Source organism: Ruegeria sp. AL11 (assembly GCF_056540865.1).
Genome location: NZ_JBQFXO010000005.1, coordinates 66,288 through 89,447, shown reverse-complemented (window position 1 = coordinate 89,447; position 23,160 = coordinate 66,288). Strand labels below are relative to the sequence as shown.

Here is a 23,160-nt window from a genome sequence, read left to right as displayed (position 1 = left end):
TCCGCTCTTCATCTGGCTAATAATATCCCGGAGCGCGAGGCAGAGCCTCGCAAAACCCCAGCTTACCCAAACGCGGTCAGCATCCAGAAAATCACCGCGGACAACACGGCCGCTGCCGGAACGGTCACAACCCAAGCGGCCACAATGGTCATGAAATGCGACCGGCGAACCAGCTTGCGTCGCTGATGCTCTTCCCGCGCCAGTCGCTGCTCGGGAGGGCGTTGGCGGTTGGAGTGTGCCCAGCGTCGGTCGGAATGCCATTCGCGGTAGAAGCCCACGCCAAAAACGGCACCCACAGTGATATGGGTCGAGCTCACCGGCAGGCCCAACCAACTGGCCAGGATAACGGTGATGGCAGCAGACAGCGCGACGCAGAAAGCGCGCATCGGGTTCAGCTTGGTGATCTGACTGCCCACCATTCGGATCAGTTTCGGCCCGAAAAGGAACAGACCGAAAGAAATCCCAAAGGCTCCGATAACCATGACCCATGTGGGAATGGTGACTTTGGCGGCGAAATCTCCGAACTCGGCTGCGTGCACGATAGCGGCCAGAGGGCCGACCGCATTCGCCACGTCATTGGCTCCATGCGCAAAGCTGAGGAAGGTCGCAGAAATCACCAGAGGCAACCCGAACAGGGTTTTCAGCGACCGCGTGCGGTTCTCCAGCCCTTGCGAGCGACGGCGCACCCAAGGCACCGTCACGGCCCATGCCAGCAGACCGGCGGCCAAACCGATCAGAACGGCAGTGTTTAGATCAATCGCAACGATTTTCTTTAGTCCCTTCACCGCCAGATAGGTAGCGAACGCACCGGCCATCAGCCCCACGAGGATGGGCACCCAGCGCTGCGCGGCTGCAATCTTGTCGTCCTGATACTGGATTTTGGCCTTGATCAGCGCCAGAAACACAGCTGCAATCACGCCGCCCAGAACCGGAGAGATCACCCAGCTGGCCGCGATGGCCCCCATGGTGCCCCAGCTGACCGCGCTCAGCCCTGCCGCAGCGACGCCAGCACCCATGACCCCGCCCACGACGGAATGGGTGGTCGAAACAGGCGCGCCCAGCCAAGTCGCAAGATTGACCCACATGGCCGAGGAGATCAGCGCCGCCATCATCGCCCAGATGAACACATTGCTGTTCTGAACTGAGGCCGGATCAATGATCCCCTTGGAGATGGTTGAGACCACATCTCCGCCTGCCAGCAACGCGCCTGCGCTTTCAGCAATGGCAGCAATAGCAATCGCGCCGCCCATGGTCAGGGCATTTGCACCCACGGCTGGGCCCATGTTGTTGGCCACGTCATTGGCGCCGATATTGATTGCCATATAGGCCCCGAACGCAGCCGCTGCGACGACGATCACGCCACCATCCGCCTGCCCGAACAGAACGGCCGCCGTCAGCCCGGCCAGTGCCATGAAGGCCAGAGCGATGCCCGGCGCCAGCAAGGGGCGGGCGACATGCGCATTTGCTGTCTCGACCCGCGAGATGCGATGCAGGTCGCTATCCAGCGCTTTCCAGCGCGGTTTGGAGTTCGTGTTCGACATGGGTGTGATAAGGTCCAAAAAGATTGACGCCGGTCCCTACAGGTTTAGCGACCTGAGGGCAACCATGACGCCACTTGACCTTTAAAGATGCCTTAGCAGGGCCTTGAGTTCGGGCTCATCAACTCGTTCAGCGGCAATCTTCGGCGTCACCCAGCTCCGCTGCCGCTGATCTGCTTCGGGGAAGTCATCCAGCAGTTTCGTCACGCGCAGATGGTACACGCTGGTCAACACCGCTTCGATCGAGCCGTCTTTGAGGACCTTGTCATAGGTGAAGTGACCCACCGGCTCTTTTTTGGCTTTGGCCTCGCGCACGCCGGCCTCTTCCCAGGCCTCTTGCAGGGCAGTTCCGGCACCGTCCAGTCCGTCGATCGGCCAACCTTTGGGAATGATCCAGCGCCCGGTATCGCGGCTGGTCACCAAAAGAACCTCGTGGCCTGATTTGGTCTGACGCGTACAGAGGGCGGCCACCTGCACGCGCTTAGGTCGCTGTATCATAGGTCGTCCGACCTCATCCCAGATTCTCTGCAACTGCGCTTTCATTCTTCTGCCGCTCGGAAAACATTTTACCTCAATGCATGTTCAGATAGTCGTCGGAATAGATGAATGCAACGTAACCCCGAAAAAACGGCTTTTCTTAGGGGTTTGGCGGCAATTTTGTCGCAATTTGGGGGGAATTCGGCAAAATTCGGTGCTTGGTGATGCCTCAGCCGGGCCTTCGTTTGGCCCGCAACGTCGGATCGGCCTGCGTTGGATCTTCGGGCCAAGGGTGTTTGGGGTATTGCGCGCGCATGTCCTTGCGTACATCCGCGTAAGAGCCAGCCCAGAACCCTGGTAGGTCGCGGGTGATCTGGATCGGGCGTTGTGCGGGAGACAGTAGGGTGATCTTCAGCGGCGTGCCTCCGACCACCGGATGGCGCGTGACACCGAATAGCTCTTGCAGACGCACCGAGATTTCGGGCGCATCGCCGCCGTAGTCGATGGAGACTTTGCGGCCCAGTGGGGTAACGAAGAATCCCGGCGCGCGGCGGTCCAGCTCTTGCGTCTGCGCCCAGTCCAGACGGGCCCGCAGCGCGGGCAGCAGGTCAAAGCGCTTCCAATCCTCTGCACTGCGCACGCTCGAGAGCATGGGCAGCAGCCAGTTCTCCAGCGTGTCGATCAGCCCTTGGTCCGAGAAGTCGGGCAGGTTGACCCCATCGGCGCGCACAAGCTCAACACGCGCGGCCAGCCGGGCGGCTGCACCTTCCAACCGCAGCCCCAGATCGCGCACGCCGTCCAACATGGCACGGGCGATCGCGTCTTCGGGGACGTCTTTCCAGATCCGGTCCTCTAGCGTGATAGCGCCGAGGCGTTCTTGCCGCCTTGCAATGACCCTTCGGTCGCGTTTTGACCAGACGCAGGTGGTCTCCCATCCGATCTGATCTGCGAACATGGCGCGAATTTCACTTTCGCTGATCTGCACGGCCATGCGCGCCTTCGCATCGCGCGGGTTACCGTCGGTATCCAGGACCACTAAATAGGGCGCGCCAGCCAGCGTGTCTCCATTGTCCAGCACAACGCCCTTGCCGCCGGACAGCACATAGCGCGGTGCCTCGCCCTTCCGCCGTTGGCCAATTCGGTCGGGGTAGGCCAGCGCGGCCATTGAGGCGGGGCTAAGGTTTTCAACCTCAGATCTCGCTTGCGCCCGCAGCCGTTTGGCCTCGGCCTTCACCCGGTCCAACACGCCCATATTGACCTGCCAAACTCGGTTGCGCTGAAACGCACGGGCGTCGCGCAGTGCCTCAAGCCGCAAGGACAGGTCAACCGGAGCGCCCTTCAGCGGGTCGCGTTCCGCCATCAGCGCGGCCAGAGGGGCTGCCTGCGCCCCCGCCGTCACCAGCATATGACCCAAGCGGGGATGCAAGGGCAGGGCAGCCAATGCACGCCCATGATCCGTGATCCTCCCCTTGCCATCCAGCGCGCCCAGGAGGGTCAGCAGCACCTGCGCCTCGGCCAGAGCGCCCTCGGGCGGTGCCGTCAGAAAGGCCAGATCGCTGGCCTCGGCCCCCCAGAGCGCCAGTTCCAGCGCAAGCCCGGTCAGGTCGGCGGCTTCGATCTCGGCGGGCGGGTAGGCAGCCAATGCGCCCTCCTCACCTTTCGACCACAACCGATAACACAGCCCGTCTGAAACCCGGCCAGCCCGGCCCGCGCGCTGGGTTGCCTCGGCCCGCGTGACTCGTTCCGTCACCAACCGCGACATGCCCGAGCCGGGATCGAACCGCGCCCGCCTCGCCTGTCCCATATCGACCACGACGCGGATATCGGGGATCGTCAGCGAGGTTTCGGCAATCGAGGTCGCCAGCACCACCTTCCGTCCGCTCTCAACCGGTGCAATGGCCGCGCGCTGGGCGGCAAAGGGCATGGCCCCAAAGAGAGGGCGCACAACGCACCCTTTTGGCAATCGCCCGGACAGGGCGCTTTCTGCGCGCCGAATCTCACCCTCGCCCGGAAGGAACACGAGGATACCGCCACCGATGGCGCGGCTGTCCCGCTCGGCCTTTACGACCAGATCAATCAACGCATCCAACCGCCGGGACTGCGCACCCAGTGGTTTCTCCAACCATCGCGTTTCAACCGGATAGCTGCGACCTTCCGAGGTCACCAGCGGGGCCTCCATCAACCTCCCCACGGGGTCTGCATCCAGCGTCGCCGACGTGGCCAATAGGATCAGATCATCGCGCAGGGCTCCGGTCACCTCAAGACACAGCGCCAGCCCCAGATCGGCGTTCAGAGAGCGTTCGTGGAACTCGTCGAAAATTACCGCGCCGACGCCGGGCAGGTCGGGCTCGGATTGCAACATGCGGGTCAGGATGCCTTCGGTGACCACCTCGATCCGGGTGGACTTGGACACTTTCGTATCGCCCCGGACGCGGTAGCCGACCGTTTTCCCGGCGCGTTCGCCCAGCGTCTCGGCCATCCGCTCCGCTGCGGCGCGGGCAGCCAACCGGCGGGGCTCCAGCATCACGATCCGACCGGCGCTTAGTTCGGCTTCTAGCATCGCCAGAGGCACCCGCGTCGTCTTGCCCGCACCCGGCGGGGCCTGCAACACGGCACGACCATGGGTTCTCAGGGTCTCCAGGAGTTCCGGTAGGGCGTCATCTATCGGCAAACGGCTCATGCGGCCTTATCGCCAAAGCGAGACCCGACGTCCAGAAGCAGCGCAGTTAATCCCGCAGGGCCTCTGGACAAACCACGCGTCGCACATTCATCTAGGGCGGATTCTAAAGGGACCGGACGGATGGACATGGCTGACTTGGGCGACAGGGTACTGCAGGGCGAGCGTCGGGCCTTGGCGCGTGCGATTACCTTGGTTGAAAGCCAGCGCGAAGATCACCGGGCGCAAGCGACCGAGTTGCTGGCCCATCTGGCGCACTCCGGGCGGCAATCCCTTCGGATCGGCCTGTCGGGTACGCCGGGTGTCGGCAAGTCCACCTTCATCGAAAGCTTTGGTATGATGCTGATCGGGCAGGGGCTGCGCGTTGCAGTTCTTGCCGTCGACCCCAGTTCGGCTCGTTCGGGCGGCTCCATTCTGGGCGACAAAACCCGGATGGAGCGTTTGAGCCGCGAGAAAAACGCTTTTATCCGGCCATCTCCCAGCCAGAGCCACCTTGGCGGCGTAGCCCGCCGCACCCGCGAGGCCATCGCCCTGTGCGAGGCAGCGGACTACGACGTCGTCCTGATCGAAACCGTGGGCGTCGGTCAGTCCGAAACCGTGGTTTCGGAGTTGTCGGACCTGTTCCTGCTGCTACTGGCCCCGGCAGGCGGGGATGAGTTGCAAGGCGTGAAGCGCGGTATCATGGAGATGGCCGACATCATCCTGATCAACAAGGCCGACGGAGACCTTAAGGCAACCGCAACCCGCACCTGTGCCGACTACGCCGGTGCCCTGCGCCTGTTGCGCAAGCGGCCTCAGGACCCCGAAGGTTTCCCGAAGGCCATGGCTGTCTCAGCGGTTGAGGAACATGGACTGGACACGGCATGGGCGGAAATCCAGAGCCTGACCGATTGGCGGCGCGAGGCAGGACACTGGCAATCCAACCGCGCCGCACAAGCCCGCTATTGGTTTGATCAAGAGGTGCGGCATTCTCTGCTTGCTCGCCTCGAAACAGCACAGGCCAAGGCGCAGATGGCGCAGCTTGATGCCGAGGTATCCCAAGGTCGCCTCAGCCCTGCTGCAGCCGCCGAGAAAATGCTGGCGAGTCTGGTCTAAAGGTGCTTTCACCTTTTCCAAAATACGCGCGCCGCAGGTGCGGCCCTGCGGGCCGTTCTGTTGCAAGAGGTTTCGGAAAAGAATCCGTCCTCTGTGTCTTGACCCTTCCAGCGATTCCCACTACACGCATCCAACCAGTTTTCGGGCGCGACTTCGGGTTGTGCCCCTTGTGATTTGGCCGCAGGCGTTTTGCCGGGCCTCCAGAAACAAAGGAAGAAACCATGTCGCGCCGTTGCGAACTGACCGGAAAAGGCCCGATGACTGGCAACAATGTCAGCCACGCCAAAAACAGAACTCGTCGTCGTTTTCTGCCGAACCTGAACGACGTTACCCTGCAGTCCGAGACCCTGGGTCGCGGCGTCAAGCTGCGCATCTCGGCAGCTGCCCTGCGCTCGGTCGACCACCGTGGTGGTCTGGACGCGTTCCTGGCGAAAGCCAAGGACGAAGAGCTGTCGGCAAACGCTCTGAAAGTGAAAAAGGAAATCGCTAAGGCCCAAGCCGCGGCCTAAGTCCTTACACTTAACAGAATTCCAAAGCCTCGAACCTAGCCGGTTCGGGGCTTTTTCATTTGGAAACGATTGGCAACGGTTGTGCTCGTCCGGGAAACAAAATCCTCTTGAGTGATCTTGTTCACAGACAAAGCCGCCCTATTTTTGACATTATTGGTTTATCAACAACGAGTGTTGTCCAATGTCATTTAAGAGTTTTTATTTCTTTCTTTTGCTGAGTAAGCTGGCAAGTAAGACAATTTCCGCATGTTCCCGGATGCAGCGCCGGGTTAACCGGTCTCATACCAGCCTCACAAAGGGAACCGTAAAGCGGCGCGGTCTGGAATACTGAAGCGATTTCGGGCGCGACGGTTTGGCGCTTGAAGCTTGTTTGCGCAGCGGCCTATATCCAGGCCGAATGAAACGTTTCGTGCCTCGAATCCTTCCAGTTGTGATGTGCCTGTTGGTTGTTCTGACAGGGCAGGGATTGGCCGTTTCGCGCGGAGTTGACCGCGCAGTAGGCCAAATGGTGCTGTGTACGGGCACAGGACCCGTTGTCGTCTATATGGATGAGGAGGGGCAGCCGACAGCGCCTCCGCACTATTGTCCGGACTATGCTTTGGCTCTGCTAGGGGCAGTTCATCCGCATCCTCCGGTCGTACCTGATGCGCCGCTGATGCGTGGTGTTCAGCCGCTCAGCCGCGATGAAAACTTGATCGCGCTGCCTTTGCCGCGGAAACCGGCGCGGGCCCCTCCGGTGAAGGTCTGATTCCCTTTCGATACAAATCAGACCAAAATAAATAGGAGAGGCGCGATGTCCCTCAAATCCACTCTGTTCGCAACACTGGCCGGTTGTGTGTTGGCCGTTCCAGCCTTTGCCGCCGATATCATCGTTGTAGACGACGCATACGCTCGGTCGTCTGGTAAGGCAGCCAAGGCGGGTGCGGCCTTTATGGTGATACAGAACACCAGTGATACCGATGATCGCCTGATCAGTGCGACTTCGGACGTATCGGCTCGGGTCGAGCTGCACACCCATATGATCGACGATGCGGGCGTGGCCAAGATGGTGCATGTCGAGGAAGGCTTTGTGATTCCAGCGGGTGAGAGCTTTGCGCTCAAGCGCGGGGGCGCTCATGTGATGTTCATGGGTCTGAAGGACCCTTTTGAACAAGGCGAGATGCTGCCTGTTACCTTGGTTTTTGAAAATGCAGGTGAGGTCGTGGTTGAGATTCCGGTTGATCTGGAACGCGAGGACAAACATGGCCATGATAACCACGGGTCGCATTCGAACTAGGTGAACGCCTGTCTTCGGACCGCGTTGCGGCCATCATCCATGCGTAAGGCCGGGCACAGAGCCCGGCCTTTTGCATCCCTAGGCTGGTGTTGGCACATCAGCGATTGATGGTTTTCATGCCGACCCGGTCGCTGGCGTTGTGCAGACGGGTGGCCAGCCAGAACATCACGGCTGCAATCGCAAGTGCTGAAAAGGCGATGGCCCATCCCAGTGCGATCAATGCAACGGCTGGCCATATCATCAGGACCAGGCCGATGATCAAAGCTGCGATCCCTGACCCACGCATCGAGCCGCGTTGAGGGTCGCGCTCATTCATTTGTTGTGAAGCGGCCAGTGAGCCGATGCCGATGATCAATGCCCAGGCGCCCAGTAGGAAGAAGGCCAGCTTGACGGTGCCTTCGGGCCAGATCAGCAGAACGAGGCCGATCAGAACAGCGCCGATGGCCGCCCCGCCCAACAGCCCGCGACGACCAACCCCCAAAAGAGTCAACCCGCCGTCGATGATCAACAGTGCCCCAACCAGCCGTAGCAACAGCGCGATGCTGCTCGAGGGCCAGAACAGCGCGGCGATCCCGACCGCACCCGCCAGCACCCCACGTATCAGAAACGTCCACCACAGGCTTGAAAGTTGCGCGCTCAGCCTGTCTCGCTCGGTCATGCTGTTATCGTCCAGAATCTCGCCGGTTTGGGGGTCTTGGTCGGTCATTTTACGGCCTCTTGAAAAACCTTGTTGAAATAGAGCGGGATAGTCCCGCTTTGTCGTTCGCACTAGGTTTGAATCTGTAGTAAGCGATCAACCCATTTTGGCACAGTTTCGGACGCTTTGCCCAGAAGATGGTCGTCGAAGCCTCCGCCGGTCGGCTCAAGATTGATCTCGATTGTTCGCGCTCCAATTGCTTGAGCTTCGTGGACAAAAGCTGCCGCTGGATAGACTTGGCCTGATGTGCCGATCGCAGCGAAGATCGTGGCGGAGGCAAGGTGATCGAATATCTCCTCCATATGATAGGGCATTTCCCCGAACCACACCACGTCAGGGCGTGCGGTGGGGGCGTTGCAGGCCGGACAGGACTCTTCCACCTCCATCTCGGGCGGAGCTGTCCAGCGGTGGCCGCAGGATGCGCAGAGAGCGCCAGACAGTATCCCGTGCATGTGGATCACGTCCTGCGCGCCGCCGGCCTCGTGTAGCCCGTCAACATTCTGCGTGACGATCACAACCTCGCCTGGAAAGTCCCGTTGCAGCCGGGCCAGCGCCCTATGCGCCGCGTTGGGTTCCACCTTGGCGGCCTGCACGCGGCGGGCGTTGTAGAACCCCTGAACCAAGGCGGGGTCGCGGGCGAAACCTTCGGGCGTTGCCACATCCTCAATCCGGTGTTGCGCCCACAGGCCGCCCTGATCGCGAAAGGTGCTGAGGCCGCTTTCGGCGGAAATCCCTGCCCCGGTCAGAATGACGATCTTTTCCATATGCCCCTCACGCGTTACAGATTGGCCCATGACACATCGTATCCTCTTTGTTTGCTTGGGCAATATCTGTCGGTCTCCTGCGGCCGAGGGCACTTTTCGCGCTCGCGCGCCCCACCATGAAACCGACAGCGCCGGGACGGCAGGTTGGCATATCGGCAAGCCGCCTTATGGCCCGATGCAATCCGCGGCAAAAGCGCGGGATATCAAGCTGGACGATCTGCGGGCTCGGCAATTCGTGGTTGAGGATTTCGAGCGGTTCGACCTGATTGTTGGAATGGACGCCGAGAACATCGCGAATATTGAGGCCCTGCGCCCGGTCGGTAATCAGACCCAAGTGCGTCTATTGACTGATTTCGCGCCTCAAACCGGCGCTGATCACGTGCCTGACCCGTACTACACGCGGGACTTTGACGGCGCGCTGGACCTGATTGAGACCGCCGTCGAAGGGCTTGCCGCGCATCTTGAGGGCTAGCTGTCCATCACCTTCAACTGCCCGCTGAGCCAGGGCAGCTTGGCAATGGCTGGATCGATCATCTGGCTTTGCATCAGCCGTCGCATCATGCCCGAAACCTCTTGCGGAACCTGATCGGACCAGTCGGTTCGGGTGAACAGAGATATCGTTCGTGAAAACGCGCCAAGCGGGCAGGGATGGGCCTGCAGGTCCTCGTGGAATCGGGCCGCGCGCATATATCCCAGCGGAGTGGTGATCGCCCAGCCCAAGCCGCGCGCCACCATCGCCATCAGGGCCAGGTGTGAGCCGATCTCGAACCGCTCCTCGAACTCGATTTGCTGTCGGGCGATATGGCTTTCAATCTGACGGCTGATCAGCTGCTCGCGCGCATATCGCAGGAAAGGCAGTTTCTCGACGGCCTCGGTTCCATTGCCGACGCTGCTCGGCGCGACCAGAATGAAGGGGTCCTGCACCAGAGGGTACTCCACGACCCCCTCCAACACCTCGCCGCTATGGGCTGAGACGGCCATGTGCAGGCGTTGTGCTTCAAGCTCGGAAAACAAGTCAAGGCTGGGCAGGGTGATCAGCTTGAATTTCGAGCGCGTCAGGCTGTCGGCCAAAAGGGTCGCAAGCCGCGGTGTCAGGTCGTTGTCGAAATCGTCGATCAATCCGATCGAGAGCGTCGTGAGATGGCCAAGATCCATCACGGTCAGCTCGCTTTGGGCCATCTGCAGCTCGGACAGAACCGCCTGCGCGCGTGTCAGAAAACTGCGCCCGGCCTGCGTCAGTCGCATCGGCCTGCGCCCGTGGTCCACCAGATCGGTGCCGATGGCCTTTTCCAGATTGCGCAATTGCTGAGAAACCGAGGGCTGGCTGAGCCCCGTGATCTCGGCCGCTTGCGCCACTGATCCTGTCCGGGCCAGCGCCTCAAACACCTCAAGGCCCCGCAGGGTCAGCCCTTTCATCACCATAATATACACCTTTCGCTGCGCCTTTTCTGGGGCGCAGCGGGCATCAGGTCAAGGTTTCAGAATGGCCTAGCTGCAGATCGCCTGCGCCATCTGGCCAAAGTTCTGATACCGATCCCACAGCGCGTCATCGCGCGCCGTCTGAGACATCTTCAATTGCTGCGCCTGATGGGGGTCCGTGAACCATTTCGAGACGGTCTTCTGATCACTGCGCGTCAACGCCTGATCTGCCACGCGTTGGATACAAGAACACCGTGCCCGCGTCGCCGCCTGACGATCCGACGCCAAACACGCCCGCTTGATCTGCGATGCGTCCACAACCGGAGCCACGGCCGTCAGCGACGCCGCACAAAATGCGATTAGGAGGAACTGTTTCATGCTCATGCCTCGTTTTTGCCTGCTTGGAGGGATCTTGCGCCCCTCTCAATCTGCGCGAGAGTATGAATCAAACATGGCTTGGGATCAATACTTAGGACTTCACAAAGCAAGACCGTGGCTTCACGACGTCTTAGTGGCATTCGCGCGATCTGCATCGGCCCGGCAGTTGGGGGGGTGATATTCTGAAAAAACAAAGCGTCTGGCTCTGCGTCCCGAGGTGCTTTCGCAACAAACATGCTTTCTGACTCAATCCCGTTAGCCTTTAGGATGCTATGTCGATCAAGCAAGATGTGATGATAGCAAACGGCGCGTGCATCGGAGAATTGGGCAAGGCCAACATCAACAAGGCTGATTGCAGGAACAAATACGTCTGGCGCCCCAAACATAAGCTCAGCCGCAGGATGCGTGATCAGTAGCCGATGTTGCTGTGAAACGCTTATTGCAATTGGATTTTGCAATGGGCCGGGGGGGATTTCGACAGCTCTAAAACTGCCGCTCGCGATGACATCTTGCGATCCGACCCAGGTGATCGGCAGGTACCCGTCGTCTTTTGTCCAGACCAAGTCGCCCACCTGAAGCTTCTCAATCGGGATATCACCCTCTGGGGTCTTTATGAGTGTTCCGCGGCAATAGCAGATGGGGCTCACATATTCTGAGGAATCAAAGCTCGGACCCTCTTGCGTGCTGACGACGGTCAGTGGGATACCTGACGGAGGAAACTCGCCCGGGCCGCCGATGAATGCTATCCCTTCAACTGTACCAAAGGCGGGGGAGGAGTTATTCACATTGAAGGCAACAGCCTGGTAGGTATTGGTTCCATCCGTCAGGGTAATGCCATATTCGGCCTCAACCCGCGTACCACTGGAAAACAGGGTCCCATCAATTGTTTGGTCGCCATCCAAGCGCTGATTGCCATCATTGTCTGCAAAGCTCGTGTCTGAACCTGCGTCCGTGATGAAGACTTCTGTAACAGCTAGAGTGTCGAACGTAATTGTTTCACCAATCAGATGGATGCCGGTGCCCTGGGTGAGGCCGTCCAGCCCTTGCGCGACCGAAACCGTTAACTGGCTTTCGCCCAAAACGAAGATAGAATAATCGGCCACCTGATAGCTGCTTTCTGGTTCTTATTCGGATCAGTCGCTTTAGTCATTCTACCCATTGGCTAGAATCCGGTAAATGCTACTGGTCAGAAAGCTGCGAGGATGGCCTTTTTTGCAACGCTTCAGCGCTTGACGAGACCACAAACTCCGGACATATCCCAATCCATGACAGACCTCGCTCATATCCGCAATTTCTCCATCGTCGCGCATATCGACCATGGCAAATCCACCCTTGCTGATCGGCTCATCCAAGAGACCGGAACGGTCAAGGATCGCGACATGAAGGAACAGCTGCTCGACAGCATGGATATCGAACGCGAGCGTGGCATCACCATCAAGGCCAACACGGTTCGCATCGACTATACCGCCGACAATGGCGAGGCATACGTGCTGAACCTGATCGACACCCCCGGCCACGTGGACTTTGCCTATGAGGTCAGCCGCTCCATGCGCGCGGTTGAAGGCTCGCTGCTCGTCGTGGACTCGACCCAAGGGGTCGAGGCGCAGACGCTGGCGAATGTCTATCAGGCCATCGACGCCGATCATGAGATCGTGCCGGTGCTGAATAAGATCGACCTGCCCGCGTCCGATTGTGACCGCGTGGCCGAACAGATCGAGGATGTGATCGGCATCGACGCGACCGACGCCATTCAGGTCAGCGCCAAGACGGGGCAGGGCATCCATGAGACGCTCGAGGCCATCGTGCAGCAGCTGCCCGCACCGCAGGGCAATCTCGACGCGCCGCTCAAGGCGATGCTGGTGGATTCCTGGTACGACGCCTATCTCGGCGTCATCGTTCTGGTCCGCATCATGGACGGCACGCTGAAAAAGGGGATGCGGGTCAAGTTCATGTCGAACAACACCCTGCACCATGTCGACCGCGTCGGCGTCTTCCGGCCCGAGATGGAGATGGTCGACAGCCTCGGCCCCGGTGAGATCGGTTTTCTCACCGCTTCGATCAAACAGGTCCGTGACACGCGCGTCGGAGACACCATCACCAATGACCGCAACGGCACCGAGGAGGCCCTGACAGGCTTCAAACCCGCGCAGCCGGTGGTGTTCTGTGGCCTCTTCCCCGTCGACAGTTCCGAATTCGAAGACTTGCGCGACGCGATTGACAAACTGGCCCTGAACGACGCCAGCTTCAGCTTTGAAATGGAAACCTCGGCGGCACTTGGCTTTGGCTTCCGTTGCGGCTTCCTTGGCCTTCTGCACCTTGAGGTCATCCGCGACCGCATCGAACGCGAATATGATATCGAGCTCATCACCACCGCGCCCTCGGTGATCTATCACGTCTACATGAAAGACGGCGAGATGATCGAGCTGCACAACCCTGCCGACATGCCCGACCCGTCCAAGGTCGACCATATCGAGGAGCCGCGCATCAAGGCGACCATCCTTGTGCCCGACGAATACCTCGGCGATGTGCTGAAACTCTGCCAGGACCGCCGCGGCATCCAGCTGGACCTGACCTATGCGGGCACCCGCGCCATGGTCGTCTATGACCTGCCGCTAAACGAGGTCGTCTTTGACTTCTACGACCGCCTGAAATCGGTGACCAAGGGCTATGCCTCGTTCGACTACCAGATGACCGGCTATACCGAGGACAATCTGGTCAAGATGTCGGTGCTGGTGAATGACGAACCCGTCGACGCGCTGTCGACCATGGTTCACCGCGACCGGGCCGAGATGCGGGGCCGGGCGATGTGCGAAAAGCTCAAGGACCTGATCCCGCGCCACATGTTCAAAATTCCGATCCAGGCCGCCATCGGAGGCAAGGTCATCGCCCGCGAGACCCTCTCGGCCCTGCGCAAGGACGTGACCGCGAAGTGCTACGGAGGCGACGCCACGCGGAAACGCAAACTGCTGGACAAGCAGAAGGCGGGTAAAAAGAAGATGCGTCAGTTCGGGAAGGTCGATATCCCGCAGGAGGCGTTTATTTCCGCACTAAAAATGGACTCTTAGCCCATTTTTGGTGCGAGTGCGCGACCGCGTTTGGTAAAGCCAAACGCGTGCGGCACCCGGTGGCAGTTATAGAGCTGGTGGACAGCTAGAAGCTGGCCATTTTTTAAGGCGGGTGGGCGAAAGCGGATCTAAAAGACACTTAGTCCCGCGCATCTTGATACTGAACACGTGGCCACGGAGAAATTAGAGACCGTTTGTCTGCCATAAGATCAGATGAGAGTGCTTCAAAAACGCCCTCTACGACGTCGGGTCTAGCCGTTCGAGCCAATTGTTTGCCTGCACGGGTTAGAAGGGATGGACCTACTTCAATTCGACGCGGCGCATCATCGTGAAAAACGACCATGAGCTCCCCTTCTACTCCTAAAATGCGTAGAGTATGGTCACCTTCTCGGTCACTACCGAATGTGAAGTGGTATCCACCGGTATTGAAGTTTATTAGGCCAAGCGCCGACAGGTGTTGCAGTTCTTCAAATTTCAAACTGTTATCTTCAGCAATTGCTTTAACTGTGGGCGTCAGGAAAGGGTAGATTTCCGTTCCGTCCAGTACCGGTACGCCGTAACAATAACTTAAGTAGCTATTGAATAACTTAGCATCTTCGGAGTCTAAGCTAGAGAGGATTTCAATTGTCTGTTGCGAGATAGACTTTGGAGTGTTCGCTTCGCTGGCAATTAGCTTACCCCACAATTCCTGGAGTTCTTCTTCTTCGACTGATTTGCAATTGTCGAACACCTTGGAGACAAACTGGTTTGAGATATTTCCTGGATTGGATTTCTCCCCAACCGCCTCAATTGCGATGCTAAGAATTGACTCCATGTTTATTTGATTTCGAATCTCTTGATCCACCAGCCTTGAAATCGCTCTTTGACCTATTTCAGTTCGCGCCAGTTCCGATGTCTGGCTCAGCTTGTGTTATTCGAGCTCTCCTTTTGCCTTTGTTACCTCAGCATCTGCTTCTGCCTTGGCAACCCTTCTAATCTGCCAAGGTTTAAAAACACCACCTACTCCGTCGCAAAACCTTTCCACTAATATCTCAGCTGGCTTGGATAGTTCGCCAAGGATAATCAGGTTGTTTTCGCTCATTTTTCAACGTCTTGTTTCACAATTTCAGGGAAGTCTATGTCTGAGACTTGATGTCTGCAACCCCACAACACGTCATCCACTCGCCCGGCGGCACCGCCGGGCCGCGCCGACCCGCCGCCATGGGGTGGCGCTGCCCTCTGCTCTGCTGATCAACCGTCGCAAACGCGTTTGCACCCCGGGGCTCCGCGCGTTTGCGGTTAAGTTCGTACACTGGACGAGCCGCTCATCCCCTCGGGTCGTTCGCGGCTCTTCCCTCCTCCATTCAACCGCTCCGCACGTTTCCTCGAACAGATACCCACCGACCGTTGCGAGTGATTTGTAACCCCCAAACCTCTGACCCAGATCAAGGACCGAATTCGATCAACGCGCTAGTGATTGCGCACAGTTGAATATCTGAATGAGGTCGCAATGCTCCCCCTGATGTTGATCGTTCATATCTTCCTAGGCTCGACCCTCGCAGGCACAGCGGTTATTGCTGTTCTGGTGATGGGATACACCGCAGTCCTCCCAATCGTGCTGGCGGCGGCGGTGGGGTTTGTGGCGGCCTTTCCGGCCTCGTATCTGGTGGCGCGCAAGCTGGAGGGGTGACGCTTGGCTATTGCCTGCGAGCTGCAGAGGCCGTCGCGCATAATCCGGAAACAAAAAACCTGCCAAGATCGGGTCCTGGCAGGTTTGAATGGTTTCTGCGGTGGGGGAGTGGTTTACTCTCGGTTCCCCAGCAGCTGCAGCAGGAACATGAACATGTTGATGAAGTCCAGGTACAGGCTCAGCGCGCCCATGATGGCGGCTTTGCCCAGCCACTCCTGATCACCGGCATGTGCCATCTGCAGATAGGTGTTCTTGATCTGCTGCGTGTCATAGGCGGTCAGGCCGGCGAAGATCAGAACGCCGATGACCGAGATCGCGAAGGCCATTGCCGACGAGGCCAGGAAGATGTTGACCACCATCGCGACGATCAGGCCGATAACGCCCATGATCAGGAAGGTGCCCATGCCCGACAGGTCTTTCTTGGTCGTGTAGCCGTAAAGCGACAGTCCCGCGAAGGCGATCGAGGTGATCAGGAAGACCTGAATGATCGACTGACCGGTGAAGGCGATGAAAATCCAGCTGATCGACAGGCCCATCACGGCGGCGAACGAGTAGAACACCAGCTGTGCAGCCGCAGCCGACATGCGGTTGATCATGGCGCTGAAGCCGAACACAAAGGCCAGGGGTGCGAACATGATCACCCATTTCAGCGGCGAGACATAGATCGAATGACCTAGCGCGGTCAGGTAAGTGTTCGCGTTCAGTTGCGCCACGGCTGCCGACGGATCGGTGGTGATCGACAGACCCGAGATCGCCCAGGCTGCGAGGAAGGTGATGAACATGCCCACGGACATCGTGCCGTAGACTTTGTTCATATGGGCGCGAAGGCCCTCATCAATCTCGGCGGCGCGTGCGCCTGCGGCCGTCCGAATCGTATCGAATTGTGCCATTTACAAAGGTCTCCCTAAACGTATCTGCGTGCGGCCCGTAAGTATTGGCCACTTTCCTGCTGAATATCGGCAACTGCAGGCTGTGTTTCAAGAGTTTCTGCAGTATTTCCGCCTAAAATACGCAACAAAAACGGCGACCTGCTGCCGCAGATCGCCTATCGCTGAAAAAACATGAGTATTAAAGGCAGCTTTTCCAGAACTGCGGGGCATCCCAGATCGGGCGGCGGGCCTCAGCGTTGGCCTGGGCACGGGTGATGCCGATGTCGTTCAGGGCACTGGCATCCAGCCGAGCCAGTTGTTGACGTTGACGTCGTACGGACAGGACGGACCGTATACGCGCAAACAGGGATTGTTTGTGTTGAGGGCAGGGTCGGTTCAGGGCGATCGAGTTCATGGTCTATCCTTTCGTTTTTCAGATGGTTTGAATTGGTCTCATCAACTTCCTTGATTTATATGGCGAGTTAGGGCACATTTTAAAAACGAATATTTTTGATTGGATGCATAAGGATTCGTGAACATGAGAAATCTGGACATCACCACATTGCGATCCTTTGTGGCTGTGGCCGATCAGGGAGGCGTCACGCGGGCGGCAGGGTTTCTGCATCTGACGCAATCAGCCGTCTCCATGCAGCTGAAACGCCTGGAAGAGCTTTTGGACCTAGAGCTTCTGGACAGAAGTGGTCGGACCATCGCGCTGACCGCCTCGGGCGAGCAGTTGCTTGCCTATGCCCGTCGGATGATTGCTTTGAATGATGAGGTGATCTCGAAACTCACGGATCAGGCCTTTGAGGGCGAGGTGGTTCTGGGTGTCCCTCATGACATTGTCTACCCGGCGATCCCGCGTGTTCTTCAGCGGTTCAACGCCGATTTCCCGCGTGTGCGGGTGCAGTTGATCTCGTCCTATTCGCTGCAGCTTAAGGATATGTTCAAGCGCGGGGAATGTGACCTGATCCTGACGACCGAGCCTTCCTCATCCGATGGTTCTGAAACCATAGCCGAGCTGCCACTGCGCTGGATCGGGGCGCCCGGTGGCTCGGCCTGGCGCAAGAATCCGTTGCCGATTGCGCTGGGGCGGCGCTGTATGTTCCGCCCGCAGGTTATCGCAGCGCTGGATGCCGCAGGTATCCCGTGGGAGCTTTCCGTCGAAACCGAGAATGACCGCACCATCGAAGCGACCGTCAGCGCTGATCTTGCGATTCACGCAATGCTAGATGGCACCGAGGCTGCACACCTTGAACAGATCGACTCGGGTGGTGTTTTGCCCGAGCTGCCAGCGCATATGATCAACCTCTACGGAGGAGAGCCGGGGCGCGATGCAATCATCGAAGCGTTGGCGCAACTGGTGCGACAGAATTTCCGCATGCTAGGCGGCACGCCCCTTCGGGCGGTGGCGGGCTAAGGCGTAATCACGATTTTGCCGGTGGATTTGCGCTCTTTTAACAGGCGCAGGCCGTGTTCGACTTCGTTCAACGGAAGGGTATGGCTGATATGAGGGGTGATCTTCCCTTCGGCATGCCATTGGAACAACGTCTGAAAACTGTTGCGCACGATATCGGGGCGGAACCTGAGGTAGCCGCCGATATAGAAGCCGATTACCGTCAGGTTCTTGACCAACAGGTGGTTGGCCGGGATTTGAGGGACTTCGCCACCAGCAAAGCCGATTGGCAGCAGACGACCTTCGGGGTTGGTGGCGCGGAAGGCGGCTTTGAACACGTCGCCGCCAATCGCGTCATAGACGACATCGGCGCCTCCCAACTCTTTGACACGGGCGCGCAGGTCTTCCGAGTCGTCGATCAGGTGATCCGCCCCGGCGGCCTGTGCAACCGCCAGCTTATTCGCACCGCGCGCTTGGGCGATCACGGTCGCGCCCATCAGTTTGCCGATTTCCACCGCGGTCAGTCCGACGCCACCGGCGGCTCCGGTCACGAGCAGGGTTTCACCTGGCTGCAACCGGGCGCGATGGTCCAATGCTAGATGGCTGGTCCCGTAGGCGATCTGAATGGCGGCAGCCTCTTCAAAAGTAGTTTCTTCTGGGATGGGGATGGCCCGATCCGCGTCAAACACACCGTACTCGGCCAACCCGTCCTGGCCCGAGTACACGGCGACACGGTCACCAACGTTCAAGTCAGAGACTGCTGGCCCCAATTCTTCGACGACGCCGGCGACTTCGATGCCTAAAGTGAACGGAGGGTTAGGCGTATCCTGATATGTGCCCTTCTGCATCAGCAAATCGGCGAAGTTCAGGCCGCACGCTTTGATGGCGATTCTGACCTGTCCCTCGGCAGGTGTCGGCATGGGTACTTCGACAATTCGCGCGTCAGCGCCTTTGGATTCAATGCGATATGCAAGCATGTTGGTCCATCTCAGTTTTCAGGGAATAGGTCGCAGTAAGAGCGAAATTGTCAATGCGTTCAGCTGATTGTGCGCGCTAACGAAGACGGTTTGGTTAGAAAAAGCCGCCAAAATCCCAGACACGCACAACCATAAACCAATGTACAGAGATTCCAATTCAACCAACTTGAAAAAAAAGTCAAAAGCGGCAATATTGGACGGCAGTGCTGTATCGGGGGATCGCACATGTCTGGTTGGGGGATGCTTATGGGGACTTCTCTAACCTCTGTTTATGTGAACGGCGCGAAGTCCCGCAACAGATGTGTGTGTAGTAGAGGAGAATACCAATGACTCATCACGTCGATGTCCATGTGGGCAAGCGTGTCCGACATCGCCGCTGGCTGATTGGCATGACCCAACAGCAGTTGGCGCAACAAGTTGGTATCAAGTTTCAGCAAATCCAGAAATATGAAACCGGGGCGAACCGAATCAGTGCCTCCCGTCTGTGGGACATTGCCGATGCGCTGGACGTACCGGTCAGCTTTTTCTTTGAAGGTCTTGAAGAAGGCCAAAAAGAGAAATCCGACAAGAGCGCGCTTCCTGCTGACCTGATGGGTGACAAGGAAGCTCTGGATCTGGTGCGCTCTTACTACGCGATTCCGGAAAACCAGCGTCGCCGCCTGTTTGAACTGGCACGCGTTCTCAGCGACGTTGCCTGATCACCACGGCTTGACACCGGCCTGTGTTCGCAGCACCTGTTCTGCATGAGCCAGACCGAACTAACCGACCTTGAAGTTGCCGAAGAAATGGCTGACGCCGCGCGCGCAGCCATCCTTCCGTATTTCAGACAGACCAATCTCGAAACTGACAACAAGCTGGCTGGCGGTTACGACCCCGTTACTGTCGCTGACCGCGCGGCGGAACAAGCCATGCGGGCGGTTCTGGCGCAGCGTCGGCCAGAAGATGGCATTCTTGGTGAAGAATTCGGGCAGGTTGAGGGGTCTTCGGGTCGGACCTGGGTGCTTGATCCGATCGACGGCACCCGAGGGTTCGTCAGCGGTACACCGACCTGGGGCGTGCTGATCGCTCTGTCCACTCAAAATGGTCCGATCATGGGCGTTGTGGATCAGCCCTATATCGGTGAGCGTTTTGTTGGCGGATCAGGCATCGCTCAACTGACTGGGCCTTTGGGCACAACTCCGTTGAAAACGCGCGGCACACAGGTGTTAGAGCAGGCAACCCTGTTCACGACCTTCCCTGAGGTTGGCACGTCAGAGGATCGTGCAGGTTTTCAGGCCGTCGCTGAGTTGGTTCAACTGACCCGCTATGGCATGGATTGCTATGCCTACGCCCTGCTTTCTGCCGGTCAGGCAGATCTGGTGATCGAGGCCGGGTTGAACGCCTATGACATTCAGGCGCCGATTGCAGTGATTGAAGCCGCAGGCGGTATCGTCACCGATTGGCAGGGTGGCCCGGCCCACAATGGCGGAAGGGCATTGGCAGCCGCCAACGCTGAAATTCACGCGGCGGCGTTGGAAATCCTGCGTAACTATTGAATGCCATTGCCGCAATTGCCACGCGTGGGTAGACTGGTCTGAGCCAGTTCTTGCGCCCGTTTTCCGCTGGCTGATGCACTCCTTGCTTGAGACGGGCAGAAGCAGGAGCGTGAAATGCCCGAAATACTGATCAAAAACGCCGACACCATCCTGACAATGGATGATGATAGCCAAGAGCTGCACGGCGCAGATATCCTGATCCGAGGCGGCCAGATCGCCGAAATCGGCCAGGGTCTGACAACAACCGGAGAGGTCCACGATGCCTCGGGCTGCGTCATCACACCTGGGTTGGTGAATACGCATCACCACCTTTACCAAACGCTTACACGGGCGGTTCCGGGCGGGCAGGACGCCTTGCTTTTCGGCTGGCTGCAGACGCTCTACCCGATCTGGGCGCGGTTCGGACCGGATGAGATGTTCACTTCGGCGCAGATTGGACTGGCGGAACTGGCTCTGTCGGGGTGCACGCTCAGTTCCGATCACCTGTACCTTTACCCGAACGGAGCGCGGCTCGAAGATACGATTGCAGCCGCCTCGGAATTGGGGATGCGCTTTCATCCCACGCGCGGGGCGATGAGTATCGGTGAAAGCGACGGCGGCCTGCCGCCCGACAGTCTTGTCGAGCGTGAACAGGACATTCTCAACGACATGATCCGCGTGGTGGATGCGTTTCACGATCCTTCGGAGGGGTCCATGTGTCGGGTAGGCCTTGCACCGTGTTCGCCCTTTTCCGTCAGCCGCGACCTGATGCGAGACGCAGCACTGCTGGCGCGCGACAAGGGGGTGATGCTGCATACCCATCTGGCCGAGAATGACGAAGATATCGCCTATTCCGAAGCTCAATTCGGCTGTCGTCCCGGTCAATATGCCGAGGAGCTGGGCTGGACCGGAGCAGATGTCTGGCATGCCCATTGCGTGAAACTGGATGGGGTCGAGATCGACCTGTTCGCAAGGACGGGAACCGGAGTGGCCCATTGCCCCTGCTCGAACTGTCGCCTCGGGTCTGGCATAGCGCCAGTAAGAACCATGAGGGATCAGGGCGTGAAGGTGGGGCTGGGCGCGGACGGGTCGGCCAGCAATGACAACGGGAACCTGATGCTTGAGGCGCGGCAAGCTATGTTGCTGCAACGCGTGGTGAATGGCGCAGACGCCATGTCCGCCCGCGAAGCGCTTGAGATCGCGACACGGGGTGGCGCCGACGTGCTTGGACGGCCAGATTGCGGGCGGCTGATGCCGGGTAAACGGGCCGATATTGCCGTCTGGGATACCCGCACAAGCCTCGAAAGCGCAGGCAGCTGGGACCCGGCGGCCTTGCTTCTGGCGGGGCCAATGCAGGTCAAACATCTGTTCGTCGAAGGCCGCCAGATCGTGCGCGGCGGACAGATCACGACGATTGACCTGCCGCGCGTCATCGAGACCCAAAACCGTCTGGCCCGCGCGCTTGCCCAATAGCGGGATCGCCATTCATCTAGTTAAAAAATATCCCGGCCGGAGGCATGTGCTGAATTCGCATTCAAGGGGCGACCTGCGCCCCTCCGATCCAAACATCGGCAATAGCGCGGTCGTCTCCCATCATGATTGTGGGGAACACGGCCTCCCACAGATCCTCCGCATGGGCCTCACGCTGGGCGATAGCCGGGGTCGAGGCGAGGTCGATCACCACCAAATCGGCCTCCATCCCCGGGGCAACATTCCCGATGCAGTCGTCCATCCGCAGCGTTCGCGCCGACCCGACTGTACCCAGCCACAGCAATTGCGCCGGATGCAGGGGGCGGCCGCGCAGCTGGCCGATCTCATAAGCCGCGGCCATGGTCCGCAGCATCGAAAAACTGGACCCTCCGCCGGTATCGGTGGCCAGACCAACGCGGTGGCCATCTCGGATCAACCCATTCATGTCGAACAGGCCCGACCCGATGAAGGTGTTCGAGGTCGGGCAATGCACCAAGCCGGCGTCCACCTCGCGCAGCCGATCCCGCTCACGATCTTCCAAATGGATGACATGACCATAGAGGCCATTCTGTCCCAGCAGGCCGAACTTTTCATAAGTATCCAGATAGTCGCGTGCGTCCGGGAACAGAGACCGGACCCACTCGATCTCATCGGTTTGCTCGCTCAGATGGGTTTGCATCAGACAATGCGGATGCTCCGCCCAAAGCGCGCCCAAAGCCTCAAGCTGTTCGGGCGTGGAGGTGGGCGAGAACCGCGGCGTGATCGCATAAGACAGACGATCCACGCGGTGCCATTTCTCCAGCAGAGCCTGAGACTGATCATAGGCCGTTTGCGCCGTATCCTGCAGCCCTTCTGGCGCGTTGCGGTCCATGCAGGTCTTGCCTGCAACAACCCTTTGGCCGCGCTGTTGGGCTGCCGAAAAAAAGGCGTCAACGCTCTCTGGATGGATTGTGCAGAAACTGCACATGGTCGTCGTTCCAAGTGCGGTTGTCAGGTCGAGGTACCGGTTGGCGATCTCGGTGGCGTAGTCGATATCGCCGAATTTCATCTCTTCCGGGAAGGTATAGGTGTTCAGCCAGTCGATCAGCCGCTTTCCCCAGCTCGCGATCATTGCGGTCTGAGGGAAATGCACATGCGGGTCAACGAACCCGGCCATGATCAGGTGCTTGCCGTAGTCCGTAACCTCAGCATCCGGATACGCGGCACGCAAGCGATCCAGCACACCAACGGCCTGAATACGCCCATCCTCGATCACGACCGCTTCATCGAGTTTGGTGCAATCCGTTGGCTCTCCCTCAAAAGGGGAGCCGTCAAAACTCAGAACGCGCCCTTTCAAAAGCGTCTTTTGCGCCATTCGCCTTGTTCCTTAG

The 23,160-nt window shown here is 58.9% G+C and carries 25 protein-coding genes; 11 read left to right on the top strand and 14 right to left on the bottom strand.

Going from position 1 to position 23,160, the window contains the following annotated elements; genetic code table 11:
* Window positions 1-62: 62 nt before the first annotated feature.
* From ACR0IP_RS09635 to hrpB, 3 genes are all read right to left on the bottom strand, one after another.
* Window positions 63-1,541, bottom strand: a complete 1,479-nt coding sequence (locus tag ACR0IP_RS09635; protein WP_170691207.1) for an inorganic phosphate transporter — start codon at window positions 1,539-1,541, stop codon at window positions 63-65.
* An 81-nt stretch (window positions 1,542-1,622) separates the two neighbouring features.
* Window positions 1,623-2,081, bottom strand: a complete 459-nt coding sequence (locus ACR0IP_RS09630; RefSeq protein WP_170377943.1) for an NUDIX hydrolase — start codon at window positions 2,079-2,081, stop codon at window positions 1,623-1,625.
* Between the two features lie 163 nt (window positions 2,082-2,244).
* Window positions 2,245-4,695: an ATP-dependent helicase HrpB gene (gene hrpB / locus ACR0IP_RS09625; protein WP_480525242.1), complete on the bottom strand. Its 2,451-nt coding sequence runs from the start codon at window positions 4,693-4,695 to the stop codon at window positions 2,245-2,247.
* A gap of 120 nt (window positions 4,696-4,815) precedes the next feature.
* Between hrpB and meaB the strand changes: the two genes are divergently transcribed.
* From meaB to ACR0IP_RS09605, 4 genes are all read left to right on the top strand, one after another.
* Window positions 4,816-5,787 carry a methylmalonyl Co-A mutase-associated GTPase MeaB gene (meaB, locus tag ACR0IP_RS09620; protein ID WP_480525240.1) on the top strand — a complete coding sequence of 324 codons (972 nt, stop codon included), beginning with the start codon at window positions 4,816-4,818 and terminating at the stop codon, window positions 5,785-5,787.
* 221 nt (window positions 5,788-6,008) lie between these two features.
* Complete coding sequence (gene rpmB / locus ACR0IP_RS09615; protein WP_085794823.1) at window positions 6,009-6,296, top strand: 50S ribosomal protein L28; 288 nt, start codon at window positions 6,009-6,011, stop codon at window positions 6,294-6,296.
* 409 nt (window positions 6,297-6,705) lie between these two features.
* The gene (locus ACR0IP_RS09610; protein ID WP_475220293.1) at window positions 6,706-7,044 is read left to right on the top strand and encodes a hypothetical protein; all 339 of its coding nucleotides are present in this window, start codon (window positions 6,706-6,708) and stop codon (window positions 7,042-7,044) included.
* A gap of 45 nt (window positions 7,045-7,089) precedes the next feature.
* Window positions 7,090-7,572, top strand: a complete 483-nt coding sequence (locus tag ACR0IP_RS09605; RefSeq protein ID WP_480525238.1) for a copper chaperone PCu(A)C — start codon at window positions 7,090-7,092, stop codon at window positions 7,570-7,572.
* 97 nt (window positions 7,573-7,669) lie between these two features.
* Here the strand turns inward: ACR0IP_RS09605 and ACR0IP_RS09600 are convergent, their stop codons facing one another.
* Both ACR0IP_RS09600 and ACR0IP_RS09595 read right to left on the bottom strand, forming a co-directional pair.
* A complete protein-coding gene (locus tag ACR0IP_RS09600; protein WP_425083824.1) occupies window positions 7,670-8,278 on the bottom strand; it encodes an HdeD family acid-resistance protein in 609 nt (202 codons plus the stop codon).
* 62 nt (window positions 8,279-8,340) lie between these two features.
* Window positions 8,341-9,033 carry an NAD-dependent deacylase gene (locus ACR0IP_RS09595; protein ID WP_480525485.1) on the bottom strand — a complete coding sequence of 231 codons (693 nt, stop codon included), beginning with the start codon at window positions 9,031-9,033 and terminating at the stop codon, window positions 8,341-8,343.
* 28 nt (window positions 9,034-9,061) lie between these two features.
* On the opposite strand from ACR0IP_RS09595, the gene ACR0IP_RS09590 reads away from it, so the two are divergent.
* Entirely contained in the window at window positions 9,062-9,505 is a 444-nt protein-coding gene (locus ACR0IP_RS09590; RefSeq protein ID WP_480525235.1) for a low molecular weight protein-tyrosine-phosphatase, read from the top strand.
* On the opposite strand, the gene ACR0IP_RS09585 is transcribed toward ACR0IP_RS09590, so the two are convergent.
* The 3 genes from ACR0IP_RS09585 to ACR0IP_RS09575 form a co-directional block, all read right to left on the bottom strand.
* Window positions 9,502-10,455, bottom strand: coding sequence for a LysR family transcriptional regulator (locus ACR0IP_RS09585; protein ID WP_480525234.1), 954 nt, complete (start codon window positions 10,453-10,455; stop codon window positions 9,502-9,504). The genes ACR0IP_RS09590 and ACR0IP_RS09585 overlap by 4 nt on opposite strands.
* Window positions 10,456-10,521: 66 nt before the next feature.
* Window positions 10,522-10,830 (bottom strand): hypothetical protein, encoded by a 309-nt coding sequence (locus ACR0IP_RS09580; protein ID WP_170554568.1) that lies wholly within the window; start codon window positions 10,828-10,830, stop codon window positions 10,522-10,524.
* Between the two features lie 2 nt (window positions 10,831-10,832).
* Complete coding sequence (locus ACR0IP_RS09575; RefSeq protein ID WP_480525232.1) at window positions 10,833-11,933, bottom strand: Hint domain-containing protein; 1,101 nt, start codon at window positions 11,931-11,933, stop codon at window positions 10,833-10,835.
* A gap of 162 nt (window positions 11,934-12,095) precedes the next feature.
* On the opposite strand from ACR0IP_RS09575, the gene lepA reads away from it, so the two are divergent.
* Window positions 12,096-13,895: a translation elongation factor 4 gene (gene lepA / locus ACR0IP_RS09570; protein ID WP_170397199.1), complete on the top strand. Its 1,800-nt coding sequence runs from the start codon at window positions 12,096-12,098 to the stop codon at window positions 13,893-13,895.
* 139 nt (window positions 13,896-14,034) lie between these two features.
* Here lepA and ACR0IP_RS09565 read toward each other — a convergent pair whose 3' ends face one another.
* Both ACR0IP_RS09565 and ACR0IP_RS09560 read right to left on the bottom strand, forming a co-directional pair.
* On the bottom strand, window positions 14,035-14,751 hold the full coding sequence (locus ACR0IP_RS09565; protein WP_480525483.1) for a DUF2806 domain-containing protein: 717 nt from the start codon (window positions 14,749-14,751) through the stop codon (window positions 14,035-14,037).
* A 54-nt stretch (window positions 14,752-14,805) separates the two neighbouring features.
* On the bottom strand, window positions 14,806-14,976 hold the full coding sequence (locus ACR0IP_RS09560) for a hypothetical protein (RefSeq protein WP_480525230.1): 171 nt from the start codon (window positions 14,974-14,976) through the stop codon (window positions 14,806-14,808).
* 408 nt (window positions 14,977-15,384) lie between these two features.
* Between ACR0IP_RS09560 and ACR0IP_RS09555 the strand changes: the two genes are divergently transcribed.
* The gene (locus tag ACR0IP_RS09555; RefSeq protein WP_170377967.1) at window positions 15,385-15,564 is read left to right on the top strand and encodes a CTP synthetase; all 180 of its coding nucleotides are present in this window, start codon (window positions 15,385-15,387) and stop codon (window positions 15,562-15,564) included.
* 113 nt (window positions 15,565-15,677) lie between these two features.
* Here the strand turns inward: ACR0IP_RS09555 and ACR0IP_RS09550 are convergent, their stop codons facing one another.
* Both ACR0IP_RS09550 and ACR0IP_RS09545 read right to left on the bottom strand, forming a co-directional pair.
* Window positions 15,678-16,454, bottom strand: a complete 777-nt coding sequence (locus ACR0IP_RS09550) for a Bax inhibitor-1/YccA family protein (protein WP_170377970.1) — start codon at window positions 16,452-16,454, stop codon at window positions 15,678-15,680.
* A gap of 178 nt (window positions 16,455-16,632) precedes the next feature.
* Complete coding sequence (locus tag ACR0IP_RS09545; protein WP_480525227.1) at window positions 16,633-16,848, bottom strand: DUF1127 domain-containing protein; 216 nt, start codon at window positions 16,846-16,848, stop codon at window positions 16,633-16,635.
* A 123-nt stretch (window positions 16,849-16,971) separates the two neighbouring features.
* Here ACR0IP_RS09545 and ACR0IP_RS09540 point away from each other — a divergent pair, with 123 nt between their 5' ends.
* Window positions 16,972-17,853, top strand: coding sequence for a LysR family transcriptional regulator (locus tag ACR0IP_RS09540; protein ID WP_480525225.1), 882 nt, complete (start codon window positions 16,972-16,974; stop codon window positions 17,851-17,853).
* Here ACR0IP_RS09540 and ACR0IP_RS09535 read toward each other — a convergent pair.
* Window positions 17,850-18,806 carry an NADPH:quinone oxidoreductase family protein gene (locus ACR0IP_RS09535; RefSeq protein ID WP_480525223.1) on the bottom strand — a complete coding sequence of 319 codons (957 nt, stop codon included), beginning with the start codon at window positions 18,804-18,806 and terminating at the stop codon, window positions 17,850-17,852. The two genes, ACR0IP_RS09540 and ACR0IP_RS09535, sit on opposite strands and share 4 nt — an antisense overlap.
* 326 nt (window positions 18,807-19,132) lie before the next feature.
* Between ACR0IP_RS09535 and ACR0IP_RS09530 the strand changes: the two genes are divergently transcribed.
* The 3 genes from ACR0IP_RS09530 to ACR0IP_RS09520 all read left to right on the top strand — a co-directional run bounded on the left by ACR0IP_RS09530 (window position 19,133) and on the right by ACR0IP_RS09520 (window position 21,793).
* Window positions 19,133-19,504 carry a helix-turn-helix domain-containing protein gene (locus ACR0IP_RS09530; RefSeq protein WP_170377978.1) on the top strand — a complete coding sequence of 124 codons (372 nt, stop codon included), beginning with the start codon at window positions 19,133-19,135 and terminating at the stop codon, window positions 19,502-19,504.
* 45 nt (window positions 19,505-19,549) lie between these two features.
* Window positions 19,550-20,341: a histidinol-phosphatase gene (hisN, locus tag ACR0IP_RS09525; protein ID WP_480525221.1), complete on the top strand. Its 792-nt coding sequence runs from the start codon at window positions 19,550-19,552 to the stop codon at window positions 20,339-20,341.
* Window positions 20,342-20,455: 114 nt separating this feature from the next.
* Window positions 20,456-21,793: an 8-oxoguanine deaminase gene (locus ACR0IP_RS09520; RefSeq protein WP_480525219.1), complete on the top strand. Its 1,338-nt coding sequence runs from the start codon at window positions 20,456-20,458 to the stop codon at window positions 21,791-21,793.
* A gap of 61 nt (window positions 21,794-21,854) precedes the next feature.
* Here the strand turns inward: ACR0IP_RS09520 and guaD are convergent, their stop codons facing one another.
* Window positions 21,855-23,144 carry a guanine deaminase gene (gene guaD / locus ACR0IP_RS09515; RefSeq protein ID WP_480525217.1) on the bottom strand — a complete coding sequence of 430 codons (1,290 nt, stop codon included), beginning with the start codon at window positions 23,142-23,144 and terminating at the stop codon, window positions 21,855-21,857.
* Window positions 23,145-23,160: the final 16 nt, after the last annotated feature.